Annotated in this window: 12 protein-coding genes; 4 read left to right on the forward strand and 8 right to left on the reverse strand. The window is 44.8% G+C overall.

The window, feature by feature from the left end; genetic code table 11:
* Position 1 precedes the first annotated feature (1 nt).
* A complete protein-coding gene (gene rep / locus AC19MV_RS07115) occupies positions 2–2014 on the reverse strand; it encodes a DNA helicase Rep (RefSeq protein ID WP_432400366.1) in 2013 nt (670 codons plus the stop codon).
* Between the two features lie 140 nt (positions 2015–2154).
* Here rep and ubiK point away from each other — a divergent pair, with 140 nt between their 5' ends.
* Positions 2155–2403, forward strand: coding sequence for a ubiquinone biosynthesis accessory factor UbiK (ubiK, locus tag AC19MV_RS07120; protein WP_432400367.1), 249 nt, complete (start codon positions 2155–2157; stop codon positions 2401–2403).
* A gap of 102 nt (positions 2404–2505) precedes the next feature.
* On the opposite strand, the gene AC19MV_RS07125 is transcribed toward ubiK, so the two are convergent.
* The 6 genes from AC19MV_RS07125 to ilvC form a co-directional block, all read right to left on the reverse strand.
* Complete coding sequence (locus tag AC19MV_RS07125) at positions 2506–3648, reverse strand: pyridoxal-phosphate-dependent aminotransferase family protein (protein WP_498298305.1); 1143 nt, start codon at positions 3646–3648, stop codon at positions 2506–2508.
* 522 nt (positions 3649–4170) lie between these two features.
* Positions 4171–5736: a threonine ammonia-lyase, biosynthetic gene (gene ilvA, locus AC19MV_RS07130; RefSeq protein ID WP_432400369.1), complete on the reverse strand. Its 1566-nt coding sequence runs from the start codon at positions 5734–5736 to the stop codon at positions 4171–4173.
* A gap of 1 nt (position 5737) precedes the next feature.
* Positions 5738–7597, reverse strand: a complete 1860-nt coding sequence (gene ilvD, locus AC19MV_RS07135) for a dihydroxy-acid dehydratase (RefSeq protein ID WP_498298303.1) — start codon at positions 7595–7597, stop codon at positions 5738–5740.
* Between the two features lie 79 nt (positions 7598–7676).
* A complete protein-coding gene (gene ilvM / locus AC19MV_RS07140; RefSeq protein WP_432400371.1) occupies positions 7677–7934 on the reverse strand; it encodes an acetolactate synthase 2 small subunit in 258 nt (85 codons plus the stop codon).
* On the reverse strand, positions 7931–9616 hold the full coding sequence (gene ilvG, locus AC19MV_RS07145) for an acetolactate synthase 2 catalytic subunit (RefSeq protein WP_498306662.1): 1686 nt from the start codon (positions 9614–9616) through the stop codon (positions 7931–7933). The genes ilvM and ilvG overlap by 4 nt, the downstream gene beginning before the upstream one ends.
* A gap of 578 nt (positions 9617–10194) precedes the next feature.
* On the reverse strand, positions 10195–11676 hold the full coding sequence (ilvC, locus tag AC19MV_RS07150; protein WP_498306664.1) for a ketol-acid reductoisomerase: 1482 nt from the start codon (positions 11674–11676) through the stop codon (positions 10195–10197).
* A gap of 189 nt (positions 11677–11865) precedes the next feature.
* Between ilvC and ilvY the strand changes: the two genes are divergently transcribed.
* Positions 11866–12738: an HTH-type transcriptional activator IlvY gene (gene ilvY / locus AC19MV_RS07155; protein WP_498306665.1), complete on the forward strand. Its 873-nt coding sequence runs from the start codon at positions 11866–11868 to the stop codon at positions 12736–12738.
* A 37-nt stretch (positions 12739–12775) separates the two neighbouring features.
* Here ilvY and paeA read toward each other — a convergent pair whose 3' ends face one another.
* Positions 12776–14083, reverse strand: a complete 1308-nt coding sequence (gene paeA, locus AC19MV_RS07160; RefSeq protein WP_498306667.1) for a polyamine export protein PaeA — start codon at positions 14081–14083, stop codon at positions 12776–12778.
* Positions 14084–14316: 233 nt separating this feature from the next.
* Here paeA and AC19MV_RS07165 point away from each other — a divergent pair, with 233 nt between their 5' ends.
* Complete coding sequence (locus tag AC19MV_RS07165; RefSeq protein ID WP_498306668.1) at positions 14317–14463, forward strand: hypothetical protein; 147 nt, start codon at positions 14317–14319, stop codon at positions 14461–14463.
* Between the two features lie 88 nt (positions 14464–14551).
* The gene (locus AC19MV_RS07170) at positions 14552–16075 is read left to right on the forward strand and encodes a YifB family Mg chelatase-like AAA ATPase (RefSeq protein ID WP_498306669.1); all 1524 of its coding nucleotides are present in this window, start codon (positions 14552–14554) and stop codon (positions 16073–16075) included.
* Positions 16076–16116: the final 41 nt, after the last annotated feature.

Consider the following 16116-nt stretch of genomic DNA (forward strand, 5'->3'; position numbering starts at 1 on the left):
ATTACTTTTTAAACATATCACGTATGTTAGCAATATGACTCTTGCTGGTTTCAACCCGCTGTTGTTCTGTTTGTACTGGTTTGCGATTTTCCCAAATTAAATCATCTTGGGGTAACTCAAGTAAAAAACGGCTTGGCTCGCAGCGCATAGTTTCACCAAATTGACGACGCTCACGGCATATCACAAACCACAACTCACGCTGCGCCCTTGTAATTCCTACATAAGCTAAGCGTCTTTCTTCATCGACGTTATCTTCATCAATACTCGATTGATGCGGTAAAATACGCTCTTCTACGCCCACCATAAACACAAACGGATACTCAAGCCCCTTCGATGCGTGCAAGGTCATTAACTGCACCTGATCGCCGCCCTCATCTTCACTATTACGTTCCATCATGTCGCGTAGCGTTAATCGGGTCACAACTTCGGGTAATGTCATGGCTTCATCAAGTTCGTCGCCCTCAAGCATTTCAGTCACCCAGCGATACAGCTCTGAGATATTCTTCATGCGCATCTCTGCCGCTTTCGCACTGGTGCTGGTTTCGTATAAATAATCTTCATAATTAATTTTACGAATAAGCTGCTTAATGGCTTCGACAGGCTCACCTCGAGTGGCAAGCTCACCCGTATCAACAATAAATTTGCCAAATTGATAAAGAGAGTTAACCGCAGCAGGCGCTAAATGATGATTAAGTTCCACATCAAAAATGGCTTCAAATAATGAAATATGCTTTTGGTTGGCAAAGTTACCCAATCGCTCCAGGGTTGCAGGACCAATACCGCGCTTAGGTAAGTTAACCACACGCAAGAATGCGTTATCATCGTCAGGGTTAACCACCAGGCGCAGGTACGCCATAATGTCTTTAATTTCTGCCCGAGAGAAAAACGAGGTGCCACCACTCAGTTTATAAGGAATACGGTTAGTCATAAGCGCACGTTCTAATAAGCGCGATTGATGATTACCCCGATATAAAATGGCATAATCGCCAAATTGAGTACGGCCAACAAACTTATGACGAATAATTTCAGCGACAACACGTTCGGCTTCTTGCTCCTCGTTAGCGGCAATTAATACCCTAAGCGGTTCACCATAAGCAAGTTCACTAAAAAGCGCCTTATCATAAACATGGGGATTGTTGGCAATCAATATATTGGCAGCGCGCAAAATACGTTGGCTAGAACGATAATTTTGCTCCAACTTAATCAGTTTTAATTTCGGAAAGTCAGTGCCTAATAATACTAGGTTTTGTGGTTTGGCACCGCGCCACGAATAGATTGACTGATCGTCATCTCCCACCACGGTAAACCGGGCACGTTCGCCCACTAACAGTTTCACTAATTCATATTGACTGGTGTTGGTGTCTTGATACTCATCCACCAGCAAGTATTGAATCCGAGTTTGCCAGCGGGTACGGACTTCCTCGTTCATTCGTAGCAATAAGGTCGGGATTAAAATAAGATCATCAAAATCGAGCGCGTTATAAGATTTCATATGCTGCGCATAACGTTGGTACAACATGGCAAACAATTGCCCTTGTTCATCCTTTGCTAAGCTGCGCGCTTGCTGAGGAATAATCAAACCACCTTTCCAATTTGAAATGGCCGAGGCAAGGGCTTTAATTAAATCTTTGTCTTCGTCTAACTCATCTTGAGTCAGCTCTTTTAATAAGGCGAAGGTGTCTTGGTCATCAAATAATGAAAAGCCTGCTTTTAAGCCAAGCACTTTATGCTCACGCTTAATGATCTCTAATCCCAAGGTATGGAAAGTCGAAATCCACAGTCCACGCGCTTCTTTACGGCCCATTGACTGCGCGACACGCTCTTTCATTTCTCGGGCAGCTTTGTTTGTAAATGTCACCGCGGCAATATTACGTGCTTTGTAACCGCACTTTTCGACCAAGTAAGCGATTTTATTAATGATTACACGTGTTTTACCGCTGCCAGCACCCGCAAGCACTAAGCACGGACCCGAGACATAATGTACGGCTTCATTTTGCCCTGGATTGAGTTTCATTAATCACACTGCCTCACTAAACTAAACGAAGGCGGATCATAGCAGAATCAACTGATGACGGTTAACGAAAATCACACTTTGGTTTTGGAAATACGCTCACCTCGGTTACAATTAGCTCAATATATCAGTAGGGGATCATAATGATTAATCCAAAGAAAATTGAAGAGCTCGCAAAACAACTTAGCGACAACTTACCTAGCGGTGTTAAGCAATTTGCCGGTGAGTTTGAAGAACGCAGCAAACAGATATTGCAAAACCAACTGATGAAACTGGACGTGGTATCGCGCGAAGAATTTGAAGTACAACAACATGTATTACTTAAAACACGTGAAAAGCTTGAAGCATTGCAAGCACAAGTCAATGAATTAGAAAAGAAGTTTGCTGACTAACTGTTGCAATACCAAAGTATCGTACTGACTCTGTTGACCATAAAAAATGACGCTAATTAGCGTCATTTTTTATTTATATATTAGCTTGCCTGAACTCGCTATTTATTTTTGAGCAAGAGACTCTTCTAAGGCGCGTAAACACAAGGCTACATTTTCACGACGTGCGCCAAAGCCCATTAAGCCGATACGCCATGCTTTACCTGCTAATGCTCCTAAGCCGGCACCAATCTCAAGGTTATATTCTTCTAACAGATGTTTACGCACTGCTGCATCATCCACACCTTCGGGAATATACACCGCGTTTAATTGTGGCAATCTTGACGCTTCGTCTACCACGAATTTAAACCCTAGTTGGGTTAAACCATCACGCAATAACAGGTGCATTTTACGGTGCCTTGCCCAGGCATTTTCTAGTCCTTCATTGGCCAGTAAACGCAGTGACTCATGCAGCGCATAAAGTGCATTCACAGGTGCAGTGTGATGATAGCTGCGCTTAGCGCCACTGCTATTACCCCAATAACCCATCACTAAGGTTTGGTCCAAAAACCAGCTTTGCACCTGGGTGGTACGTGCTTTTAATTTAGCGACGGCTTTAGGTGAAAATGATACTGGTGATAAACCTGGCACACATGACAAACATTTTTGGCTACCGGAATAAATAGCATCAATGCCCCATTCATCCACCAGCAACTCAACACCACCTAATGATGTAACGGCATCAACAATGCTAATACAATCGTGTAATTGCGCTAATGTGCACAGTGTTTTCGCATCAGACAATGCACCTGTTGAGGTTTCAGCATGGACAAAGGCTAAAAACTTCGCATCTGGATTTGCCACAAGTGCAGCTTCAACTTTGTCAGGACACACTGGCTCGCCCCATTCATTGTCGACCACAACGGCAATACCGCCGACACGCTCAACATTTTGGCGCATGCGCTCACCAAACACGCCATTGCGGCAAACAATGACTTTTTCACCGGGTTCAACCAAGTTAACAAAGCAGGTTTCCATGCCGGCACTACCAGGTGCTGATACGGCTAAGGTCATTTCGTTTTTGGTTTGAAAGGCATACTGAATAAGGCTTTTTAGCTCATCCATCATACCGACAAAAAGCGGATCTAAGTGGCCAATAGTTGGTCTCGACTGTGCAGCAAGCACTTCAGGATACACATCAGATGGACCAGGTCCCATTAGGGTACGGCGCGGTGGCATAAAAGCTGGAATAGTTGGTACGGGTAACATCAATGTCTCCTTAAAATGAGGTCGTATATGCATGTGTAAAGCTACACGCATATGGAAAAATTTACCCTATATACCCAATCAACTTGAAGATACGTGTTTCAGAGCTTCACCGTGTTTTCAATACTAGGCGCGTTAATGCGGTAATGTAGGTACCTTATAAATTAACGCAACAACGTAGTGGGAACACGGTGAAACTCCCAAAGGGCAAGTTTTACACGCGTTTATGCTGCGTTATTGATTTTTGAAAGGGAATAACCATTACCCGCAATCAATGCCTTGCCTAAACGCGTGTAAACTCTTGCTGAAATCGAGCCTCTCCAGGTTGATTGGGTATATATAAGCAACCCGTCACAATCATATGATGTACTAATGACATCACACTTTGGCGGTGTGGGTTATTGCCTACGAATATATTTTCGTTTTAGGCGCCCTGACAATATCACATTGAGGCTCTAAATCACCTCAATGTGATATTTATTTAGCGTTAAGTAACTGATTAGCGTTATGTAACTTGTAATATATTTAGCTCTTAGCTCTATTTAAAAATAACTTGTAAGCCGGGCTGTGAGTTTCTTCTTGATAGACAAAGTCTAGGTCTGTTAAAAACTGTGCAAAAGCGGCATCATCTTTTGCCGGCACTTCAAAACCCGCCAGCACACGACCAAACGCCGCGCCATGATTACGATAATGGAATAAGCTGATATTCCACTTACTTTGCAGCGTGGTTAAAAACTTCAACAATGCTCCAGGATGCTCAGGAAATTCAAAACTAAATAAGCGCTCTTCTAACGGTTCAAGTGGATGCCCACCGACCATATAGCGAACATGTAATTTAGCGGTTTCATCTTGAGATAAATCTTGTACTTCAAAGCCTTCTAACTCGAGTTTAGCGATAATATCAGCCAGCTCGGCTTGACCACCGGTTAAACGAATACCGGCAAACACCACCGCCATATCGCGACTGCTAAACCGGTAGTTAAACTCGGTCATCGGGCGCTTTTCAAGTAGTTCACAAAAGCGTAAAAAGCTGCCGGGTTTTTCTGGCACTTTTACCGCTAATACCGCTTCTTTTTGCTCACCAAGTTCACAGCGCTCTGACACATAACGTAAACTGTGAAAGTTCACATTAGCTCCACTCAAAATGGCTGCGACCTTCTTCGGCGCGTCACTACTGTCGCCATGCAAACTCATATACTTTTTAAGGCCTGCAATTGACAATGCGCCAGCGGGTTCAGCTATCGCACGGGTATCTTCAAAAATATCTTTCACGGCGGCGCAAATTTCATCTGAAGTTACGGTTACGACTTCGTCGACATATTCACGTGCAAGCCTAAAAGGCTCTGTGCCAATACGTTTCACCGCTACACCGTCGGCAAATAAGCCCACTTGAGCTAACGTGACTGGCTCATCTGCTTCTAATGCCGCTTTTAAACACGCAGCATCTTCAGGCTCGACCCCAATAATTTTGACTTGTGGCATGACCGCTTTGTAATAGGCAGCAATCCCCGCAATTAACCCGCCACCGCCCACAGGCACAAATACCACTTCAATATCACGTTGTTGCTGCACCATCTCCAGGGCAATAGTGCCCTGACCGGCAATAACCGCTTCATCGTCAAACGGTGCGATATAGACGCGTCCTTCGGTGGCCGACAAGTTTTTAGCAAAATCGTTGGCCTGATCGAACGCCTGTCCATGCAATACAACATTGCCGCCCAAGCGACGTACGGCATCAATTTTGATGTCTGGTGTGGTACTTGGCATCACAATAACCGCATCTATCCCGCGGCTGGCCGCCGACATCGCCACACCTTGAGCATGATTACCTGCAGATGCACACACGACGCCTCTGTCGCATTCTTCTTGCGTAAGCGCAGCGATACGATTGTATGCACCGCGCAGTTTAAATGAATGTACTGGCTGCATGTCTTCACGTTTTAAATACACCTGACAACCAAAGCGAGCTGACAGTTTATTCATGCTCGACAGCGGCGTCACTTTCGCGACATCGTATACAGACGACAGCAAAATTTTCTGTAAGTAATAATGCGCTAGATCTAATTGAGTTTGAGACGCCAAAGCCAACATACTACCCCTCCAGTTTGGTACGATCGCGAACGGCACCTTTGTCTGCACTGGTCGCTAATAACGCATAGGCTTTTAAGGCTAATGACACATAACGTTCACGTGATACCGGTTTCCAACCCAGCGGGCCTTTTGCATCCATAGCTTGGCGACGACGCGCTAATTCTTCGTCGCTGACATTCAATTGAATTGCGCGCTTAGGGATGTCGATCGCAATTTGATCGCCGTTTTCAATGAGTGCAATTGTGCCACCTGATGCCGCCTCTGGTGAAACATGCCCAATAGACAAACCTGATGTACCACCAGAGAAACGACCGTCGGTGATCAATGCGCATTGAGTGCCTAAACCACGCGATTTAAGGTAAGTGGTGGGGTAAAGCATTTCTTGCATGCCTGGGCCGCCTTTAGGGCCTTCATAACGAATAACCACTACGTCACCAGCGACCACTTCACCACCTAAAATCCCCGCAACAGCATCATCTTGGCTTTCGTACACTCGGGCGCTGCCCACAAAGGTTAAATTAGACTCATCAACACCTGCCGTTTTCACGATACAACCGTCAACCGCAACGTTACCAGACAATACGGCTAAGCCGCCTTCTTGACTAAAGGCAAACTCACGTGAGCGAATACAGCCATTTTCACGGTCGTCATCCACGCTGTCCCAACGGCAATCTTGGCTAAAGGCTTTTTGGGTGGGAATACCGGCAGGGCCTGCGCTAAAGAAACGAATGACGGCAGGGTCGTTCGTTTGTTTGATATCGTACTTTGCTAACACTGATTTTAAATCGCCACCATTGTCTGCAGCGACATGCGGTACGTCGTTATGGATTAGCCCTGCACGATCTAACTCACCTAATATGCCCATTACGCCACCAGCACGGTGGACATCTTCCATATGGTATTTAGGCGTTGATGGTGCAACCTTACATAAATGAGGCACTAGGCGCGATATGCGATCAATATCTGCCATCGTAAAATCAATTTCAGCCTCTTGCGCGGCAGCCACTAAATGCAACACTGTATTAGATGAACCGCCCATGGCAACATCTAATACCATAGCGTTTTCGAATGATTTAAATGAAGCAATATTACGCGGCAATGCAGTTTCATCGTCGTGCTTGTAATAACGTTCAGCTAACTTCATAACCCGGCGACCTGCTTCTAAAAACAGTTCACGGCGATCCGCGTGTGTCGCCAACATTGAACCATTACCGGGTAATGATAATCCTAGCGCTTCTGTTAAACAGTTCATCGAGTTAGCGGTGAACATGCCAGAGCACGAACCACAAGTAGGGCAAGCACTTCGCTCAATCTGCTTACTGTCTTCATCACTCACATTGGTGTCGGCACCCGCTACCATGGCATCGACTAAATCAAGCTTGATAATTTTATCCGACAGCTTGGTTTTACCCGCTTCCATTGGTCCACCGGACACAAATACCACCGGAATATTTAACCGTAGCGCCGCCATTAACATGCCTGGGGTAATTTTGTCGCAGTTTGAAATACACACTAACGCATCGGCACAATGCGCATTCACCATATACTCAACGCTGTCGGCAATAAGCTCACGAGAAGGCAAACTGTAAAGCATGCCGCCGTGCCCCATCGCGATACCGTCATCGACAGCAATGGTGTTAAATTCTTTGGCGATGCCACCGACTTCCTCAATGGCGCTAGCCACTAGCGCGCCCATGTCTTTTAAATGCACATGTCCTGGAACGAATTGGGTAAATGAGTTGGCAATCGCAATAATTGGCTTACCAAAATCGGTTTCTTTTACGCCAGTGGCTCGCCATAGTGCACGGGCGCCTGCCATGTTGCGGCCTTCGGTACTGGTTGCTGAACGTAATTTTGGCATTGCAAATATCCTTGTGTAATGTGGTGCGCGTTACTTATTTAGTCACAAATAACGCTCAAAAATAATATATCGCGAAAGCTTAACTGTTAGCTGCTTGCCCAAGAGACACCGCTGGCATCACTTTGCAATGTGTTACATCTATTAGCTTATCTAGTTGGTTGCTTAGCAGTTCAATGGCACGTTCGGCTTCAACCCATAAATCAATAGCCATACTCGCATCTTCATTGATGCTGACATGCATTTTGGTCACTTTAAATCCACGATGGCGAGTGACACGCAACACACGTTCTAGCACTTCTGGACGTTGTTGAACGGTTATTTCAAGATTATGCATCATGTTTGCTTCTCCATTTGATCCATCATGTCACTGTTACTAGCTCCGGGTGGAACTAATGGCCAAACGTTAAAGGCATCATCAATCGAGACGTGCAACATGTAAGGTCCACTGCTGTTAAGCATTTCATCTAACGCTTGCTCTACTTGATCAGCATGATTAATAGTGCGACCAGGGATATCAAAAGCCGACGCCATTAATACAAAGTTTGGGTTATCAGATAAATCGGTTTCGCTGTAGCGTTCTTCAAAAAACAACTGTTGCCACTGCTTAACCATGCCGAGCTTTTGATTGTCGATCAGTAAAATTTTTACCGGTAGCTTACGGCGCTTAATGGTTGTTAATTCTTGGACATTCATCATAAACGAGCCATCACCGGATACTGTGACCACAGTGGCATCTGGACGAGCCACTTGAGCACCAATCGCTGCAGGTAAACCAAATCCCATGGTGCCAAGGCCGGCGCTAGACAAATGATCTTCAGGACGACGGAACCACATATGTTGTGCGACCCACATTTGATGTTGACCCACATCGCATGCAACCACACTGTCTTCTGGTAACTTATTCGCTAAGCGGCGCAACATCGCAGGTGCATAAATTAAATCGCCAGGATGTTGATAATCCCATTGATGCTTACGCGACAGCTCTTCAACTTCGGCTTGCCACTGGCTAATGGCCATTTTGCCTTTTACCGCTTCGGTTAACGCGGGTAATACTTGACGAAGCTCAGCGGCGATAGCCACATCTGGCTGGCGTAATTTACCTATTTCAGCTGCGTCGATATCAAGATGCAATACTTTGGCGTTACTGGCAAAGCTGGCTAAACGCCCGGTAACACGGTCATCAAAGCGCGCGCCAACCACAATGAGTAAATCACACTCTTGTACTGCTAAATTAGCGCCTTTGCCCCCGTGCATACCCAGCATGCCTAAATAACCTTTGGTTCCATGAGCAACACTGCCCAGGCCTTTTAAGGTCGCAACAGAAGGAATGCCACTCACATCGATAAACTCACGTAAATGAGCAACGGCTCCTGCCATACCCACACCACCACCCACGTATAAGATTGGCTTACTTGCTTGGGTCAGTAACGCTGCAGCTGCGTCTAGTGCGGTTATTGTTGGAGTCAGTTCGTCGGCAACACTTTGCAACGGAGTTTTGTATTCAAGCTCAGCAATTTGGATATCTTTTGGGATATCAACTAAAACAGGACCGGGTCGGCCTTCTGCGGCAATTTCAAAAGCACGGTATAACGTAGGGATTAACTCATTGATGTCGGTGACCATAAAACTGTGCTTGGTACACGACAAAGACATACCTAACACATCGATTTCTTGAAAAGCATCAGTACCAATGACGCTGGTCGAGACTTGACCCGTAATCGCCACCAGTGGAACAGAATCAAGCAAGGCATCAGCTAACGAAGTAATTAAGTTGGTCGCTCCAGGGCCAGATGTTGCAAAACACACTCCAGTTTTACCGCTTGCTCTTGCATAACCTACAGCGGCAAAAGCGGCGCCTTGTTCATGACGGCTAAGCAAGTGCTCTACAGGGCTGCCGTAGAGGGCATCATAAATGGGCATAATCGCCCCACCAGGATAACCAAACACTGTGGTAACACCATGTGCTGCTAATACTTTGATAACTGCATCCGCGCCGCGCATTTTCTGTCCTGCTTCCATATTTTCATCTCTACTTCGTCAATGATTATGCTTGCTCTACTGTGTAATTTTTTACTTAACCCTAACTCAGGTTACTTAGCCTAGAAACTAAAAAACCCCCGGTCCTTTCGGAGCGGGGGTTTTTGCTAACTGTTTGACTCTTAGGTCAGTCTAGTTGCCAAACGCCACCCCCGCTGTGACTTAATAATCACTACGGTAATAATCGCGAGAATGAGCATGGCTGCATGATTTAGCATTTTGTAGACTGTATCCTAAGTTTCTAATATTTTTTCGTTCGGTTATGTTCAATAAACGTTACGGTATATCTAACAAGTACCATAAAAGATTTACCAAGCACAACTAAAAAATCGTCTATGTAAAAAAAATTCAGCTTCCCTGCCGAGACAATGCAAACAACAACAAAAACTTAACTCATGAGTTCGATTAAAAATAATCCGAGAACTCACTCTAACAATTTGTTTTTTCAGCGACCCAACCAATAGCATTGGGTCGTTTCGATTGATGCCTGTCCGACAACGGAACTATATTTTTAGCTAAAAACACTGAACAGGTACAACATCAATTAAGTACGCAAGTAATTAGCCCGCTTCAACAATACGCTTCATGTCTGTCATGTAACCGCGCAATTCTGCACCGATATACTCAACATCTGTGTGACGGATCTGCTCATTAACTTCAATTAGACGTTGGTTATCAACACCATTTGAGTCACTTGCCAATCCAGCGCCTAAATATTCAGAAGACATAGACTTAACGTAATCACGTAGCATTGGTACTGCAGCATGGTTGAATAAGTAACAACCGTATTCCGCTGTATCAGAGATAACCACGTTCATTTCGTATAAACGCTTACGTGCAATGGTATTCGCAATTAATGGCGTTTCGTGTAGCGACTCATAATAAGCCGACTCTTCAACAATCCCTGCGGCAACCATAGTATCAAAGGCTAATTCCACACCGGCTTTGATCATCGCCACTAAGAAAATACCTTTGTCGAAATACGTTTGCTCATCAATGTGCTCAGACGTTGTTGGCGCGTTTTCGAATGCGGTTTCGTTGGTTTCAGCTCTCCAACGTAGCAAGTTAGCGTCATCATTGGCCCAGTCGTCCATCATAGTGCGAGAAAACTCACCGCTGATGATGTCGTCCATGTGTTTTTCAAATAACGGCTTAAGGATGTCTTTTAGCTCTTCAGCCATATCAAATGCTTTGATTTTAGCTGGGTTAGATAAGCGATCCATCATGTTGGTAATGCCGCCATGCTTAAGCGCTTCGGTCACCGTTTCCCAACCTTGTTGAATAAGTTTACCGGCATAAGCAGGCTCAACACCGTCAGCAATCATTTTCTCGTAACCTAAGATGGCACCGGTTTGTAACATACCGCATAAGATTGTTTGCTCGCCCATTAAGTCAGACTTAACTTCAGCAACAAACGATGACATCAATACGCCGGCACGGTCGCCGCCAGTCGCACTAGCATACGCTTTAGCAATCGCTAAGCCATCGCCTTTTGGATCGTTTTCTGGGTGAACAGCAATCAGTGTTGGCACACCAAATCCACGCTTATATTCTTCACGCACTTCTGTCGCTGGGCACTTTGGTGCAACCATAATGACAGTAATGTCTGAACGCACTTGCATACCTTCTTCAACAATGTTGAAACCATGTGAATATGCTAGCGTAGAACCTTGTTTCATTAACGGCATAACCGCATTAACAACATTGGTATGCTGCTTGTCTGGCGTTAAGTTAAGCACGAGGTCAGCAGCAGGAACAAGCTCTTCAAATGTCCCGACTTTAAACCCGTTATCGGTCGCTTTTTGCCAAGAGGCACGCTTTTCAGTAATGGCTTGTGGGCGTAGGGCAAAAGAAATGTTTAGGCCCGAGTCACGCATGTTCAAGCCTTGGTTAAGGCCTTGTGCACCACAACCTAAAATCACGATGTTCCAATCTTTAATGTATTGGCAACCGTCACTGAATTCAGTGCGGTCCATAAAGCGGCATTGTGCTAATTGAGCTAGTTGTTGACGTAAATTCAGAGAGTTAAAATAGTTAGCCATCTGATACCACCTTTAAAATTTTGATATTTGGGACGCAAACTGCGTTTGATGCATACTCAAACTTTGCGATTGAATTGACTATAGCCTATCCATCTCATTGCTTAAAATGATATATTCGGCATGTGATGTTGCACAAAATGCAACGTTGCTATTGTGATTAAATAATCTCTGTTTACGGAAGCTCTATTTATGGACATTCGCTCTCTTAACTTGTACTTACATCTGTGTGATAGCCTGCATTTTGCTAAAACAGCAGAGCAATCACATGTGAGCCCATCGACGCTGAGCCGTGCATTACAGCGCTTAGAAGATGAAGTTGGCAGCAAATTATTTGAACGTGACAATCGTAGCGTCACCATTACCCATGCGGGTTTAGAATTTAAGCGCTTTGCAGAACAAACATTAGCAGAATGGAGCCAACTGCGAAGCCGTATCGACCCTAATCAGCAGTTTTTACGCGGCAATCTCAACTTATATTGCTCGGTGACCGCAGCTTACAGTCACCTACCCGCGTTGCTAGACCGATTTAGACGCGATCATCCCCATGTCGATATTAAGCTCACCACTGGCGATCCTGCCAATGCGGTAACTCAAATTCAAAAAAATCGCGCGGATATCGCCATTATCGCCTTACCTGAAGTGTTCCCCGATACTTTACATTTTACCCCTATCGACAAAGTACCAATCTCAGTCATCGCGCCAACCATGCATTGCCAAGTACAACAATGGGTATCTCAGGGAACTATCGACTGGGCAAAGTTGCCCTATATCGTGCCAGACCATGGTCCGGGCAGAAAACGTATTGATCAATGGTTCAAACAAATGGGGATTAAACCCAATATCTATGCACAAGTGTCTGGCCAGGAAGCCATCGTGTCTATGGTTGCGTTAGGTTGTGGAGTGGGTATTAGTCCGGATGCCGTGATCCATAACAGCCCGGTTCGCGAGCGGATACAAACATTAACGTCACCGGTTGATATTTCCGCCTTTGAATTAGGTTGTTGCTGCAAAGAAAAACGCACCAATGATCCCATCATTAGTGCGTTTCTTGAGATCATTTGATGCGGCTTTTTTATCAGCGTACCACTTTTAACAAAACCTATGGCATGGGTGGTGAATCGATTTCTAAACGGGTCACCAAGAGTTGGTCGACTTTATATGAGTCAATGTCGACCACCTCAAACTTATAACCGGCATAGTTAACAAAATCGGTGCGCTTAGGTATTTTACGCAGCATATACATCATAAAACCGGCAATGGTCTCGTAGTTTTGGTTTTGTGGAAACACTTCAATATTAAATGCACGCATCACATCGGTAATCGGCGTTACGCCATCGACTAGCCAAGAATTACCATCGCGGGCTACAATTTGTTCTTCGCTTTCATGTAAAGACCAGGCTCCCATTACCGCACTTTGTAAATCGTTGGTGGTCACAATCCCGACCACTAACGCGTATTCGTTCATGACCACGGCAAAATCAGCACGGCTATTTTTAAAATATTCCATCGATTCCGACAAGGTTAACGTATCAGGAATAATTAAACAGTTGTGCACCAGTGTGCTGCCTTTAAGGGTAATGTTTTCGCCATTAATGACTCGAATTAATAACTCTTTTGCGTCAACAAACCCTTTAATCATGTCTAACTGACCATCACACACTAAAAATTTATTGTGCGGGTTTTTAGCAATTTTTTGTTTAATGTCTTCTTCTGTGTCTTGCAATAAAAAGTACACTAAACTTTCGCGCGCTGTCATTGCAGAGGTCACCGACACAGACTGCATTTCAAACACGTTTTCCATCATTTGTTGCTCGCCTTTATCCATCATGCCTGCTTCAGTGCCCGCACTCATCATGGCGTATATATCATCGTGGGTAATCTGGTCATTACGCGCGGTAGGCACTTGCAACAGCTTAAAAATCGCATTTGCTAAACCGTTAAAAATCCACACAAACGGTTTTAGTACCGTAATACAAAACACAATTGGCATCACAAACGTCACTGCCACTTGCTCTGGGATCACCATCGCAATACGCTTTGGCATTAGGTCTGCAAATAAAATAAATAATGATGTAACGGTGATAAAAGAACAGGCAAAGCTCAATTGTAAGCCCCACTCGTCACCTAATATGGGGATTAACAATTGCTCGAAGTACGGACGAAATGCCGACTCACCGACAATACCGCCCATAATGGCAACGGCGTTTAAGCCAATTTGCACCACGGTAAAAAAGCTCCCAGGATGAGCCTGTAACTTAAGCACTTTTTTGGCCCGTACATCGCCTTCATCCGCCATGGTTTGCAAACGTATTTTACGTGATGCAGCCAAGGCTATTTCGGACATCGAAAAAAAACAACTTATGCCGATTAGGCACAATATAATCAAGAAACTATCAGTAATAGTCATACATTCTCTTTAGCTTAGGCCGCTGAGCACTAAGTCATAATGGGGTAGCGATTCTCGCTAATAAAGCAGTTAACTTTGTTGAATAACAAAGGGACAAAAATTCGGTTTGGGCCAATATTAGGATGATGTCATGACGTTAATACCAAGAGGACTACATCGAGGATTTCTATCAAAATTAAGGTCATCATCATTCGCTATTTTCGCTAAGGTAAAATAGCTGTTTTAAGGGAAAAATGAGCGATTTTGTTGACTTTTTATCATCGTGTCACGGTCGTGTTAAGTTCCCGTTTAATAGCGCGCGTATTCTACTCAAAAGCCAACAAGATAACCAAGGTTTAGTTAACATAATTGATTATATTTTGTCTCATTATACCGACTGACTCACCATAAAATCAGCAAAAACAGCCAGCGCTGCTAGACTGTACTCACCCCTTCATTTGTATATTATTCAAACAAAAGGATTTGTTCATGGCGATAGCCTGTGTATTTACCCGAGCAAGTTGTGGTGTTGAAGCACCTAAAGTCACCGTAGAAGTTCATTTAAGTAATGGTTTACCTGCATTTAACCTAGTTGGCTTACCTGAAGCTTCAGTCAAAGAAGCCAAAGAGCGGGTAAGAAGTGCCTTGATCAATGCCGGATTCGAATTTCCTCAGCGGCGCATTACCGTTAATCTCGCACCAGCAGACTTACCCAAGCAAGGCGGCCGCTATGACTTACCTATCGCTATTGGTATTTTAGCCGCGTCAAACCAAGTCCCAGCCAAAGCACTACAACAATGTGAATTTGTGGGTGAACTTGCATTGTCAGGGCAAATTCGTTCTTGTACCGGCTTACTGCCAGCCATTATTGCTGCGCGCAACGATCAGCATCATTTTTTTATGCCTATCGATAATCGTCACGAAGCTGAATTAGTGGGGTATCACCAAAGTTATTTTGTCGCCCATTTACAAAATTTAGCCGCGTTTTTACATGGACAAGCGCAACTGCCTTTACTCGACACCCAGCCAGAATGGATTGAAGAACTTCAGCCAACAGACAATTCATTATGCATGAGTGATGTCATTGGCCAATATCAAGCTAAGCAAGGGCTAGAAATTGCCGCAGCAGGAAATCACAACCTGCTTTTTCTTGGACCACCAGGTACCGGAAAAAGCATGCTCGCCAACAGAATTATACCATTATTACCACCGCTCACATACGATGAAGCTATCGAAGTGGCGGCCATTCACTCAGTTGCTGGCTTACACGTCAAACCGCAAAATTTCCTTAACCGCCCTTTTCGTTCGCCACACCATACTTGCTCGTCAATCGCGTTAATAGGTGGTGGCAGCCACCCAAAACCTGGGGAGATATCGTTGGCTCATCGAGGGATATTGTTTTTAGATGAAATTGCCGAATTTCCTCGTAAGGTCCTCGACTGTTTGCGCGAGCCATTAGAAACTGGCCAAGTGGAAATCTCACGAGCGGCCGCAAAGCTCACTTTTTCAAGCCGTTTTCAACTCATCGCCGCCATGAATCCTAGTCCCTGTGGTGATACCGAACGTTCCCGTTCAACCCCAGATCAAATTCAGCGCTATTTATCGCGTCTGTCTGGGCCATTTTTAGACCGATTTGATTTAACCGTCGATGTACCTAAGCTGCCCTCTGGCACCCTAACAAAAAAGCATCAACCGGGTGAAACTAGCGTTGAAATAGCTAAGCGTGTTAAGCAAGCACGTGAAAAACAACTGGCTCGAGCTGGAGTACTCAATAGTGAGTTAACCCCAAAACAGCTCAAGCAAGACAGCCAAATTAACCAGCAAGATTTAGAGTTTTTAGAGCAAAGCGTAGTGAGTTTAGGCTTGTCTGTTCGCAGTTTTCATCGCATTCAGCGAGTGTCGCGCACCATTGCCGACTTACAACAATCGATCACCATCGAGCGTAGTCACATCGCTCAAGCCCTTGGTTACCGAGCAATGGATCGCCTACTTGCAAAGTTGAACCAGCAATAAAGTCCATTTTTAACGGTTGTATTTATTGAGCAATCCAGCGA

The organism is Shewanella sp. MF05913, from assembly GCF_059758095.1.

Coding starts and splice junctions, on each gene's coding strand:
- rep (WP_432400366.1), bottom strand. CDS start 2,014: ATGAAACTCAATCCAGGGCAAAATGAAGCCGTACATTATGTCTCGGGT.
- ilvA (WP_432400369.1), bottom strand. CDS start 5,736: ATGTTGGCTTTGGCGTCTCAAACTCAATTAGATCTAGCGCATTATTAC.
- ilvD (WP_498298303.1), bottom strand. CDS start 7,597: ATGCCAAAATTACGTTCAGCAACCAGTACCGAAGGCCGCAACATGGCA.
- ilvG (WP_498306662.1), bottom strand. CDS start 9,616: ATGGAAGCAGGACAGAAAATGCGCGGCGCGGATGCAGTTATCAAAGTA.
- paeA (WP_498306667.1), bottom strand. CDS start 14,083: ATGACTATTACTGATAGTTTCTTGATTATATTGTGCCTAATCGGCATA.
- ilvY (WP_498306665.1), top strand. CDS start 11,866: ATGGACATTCGCTCTCTTAACTTGTACTTACATCTGTGTGATAGCCTG.
- ubiK (WP_432400367.1), top strand. CDS start 2,155: ATGATTAATCCAAAGAAAATTGAAGAGCTCGCAAAACAACTTAGCGAC.
- ilvM (WP_432400371.1), bottom strand. CDS start 7,934: ATGATGCATAATCTTGAAATAACCGTTCAACAACGTCCAGAAGTGCTA.
- AC19MV_RS07170 (WP_498306669.1), top strand. CDS start 14,552: ATGGCGATAGCCTGTGTATTTACCCGAGCAAGTTGTGGTGTTGAAGCA.
- AC19MV_RS07125 (WP_498298305.1), bottom strand. CDS start 3,648: ATGTTACCCGTACCAACTATTCCAGCTTTTATGCCACCGCGCCGTACC.
- ilvC (WP_498306664.1), bottom strand. CDS start 11,676: ATGGCTAACTATTTTAACTCTCTGAATTTACGTCAACAACTAGCTCAA.
- AC19MV_RS07165 (WP_498306668.1), top strand. CDS start 14,317: ATGAGCGATTTTGTTGACTTTTTATCATCGTGTCACGGTCGTGTTAAG.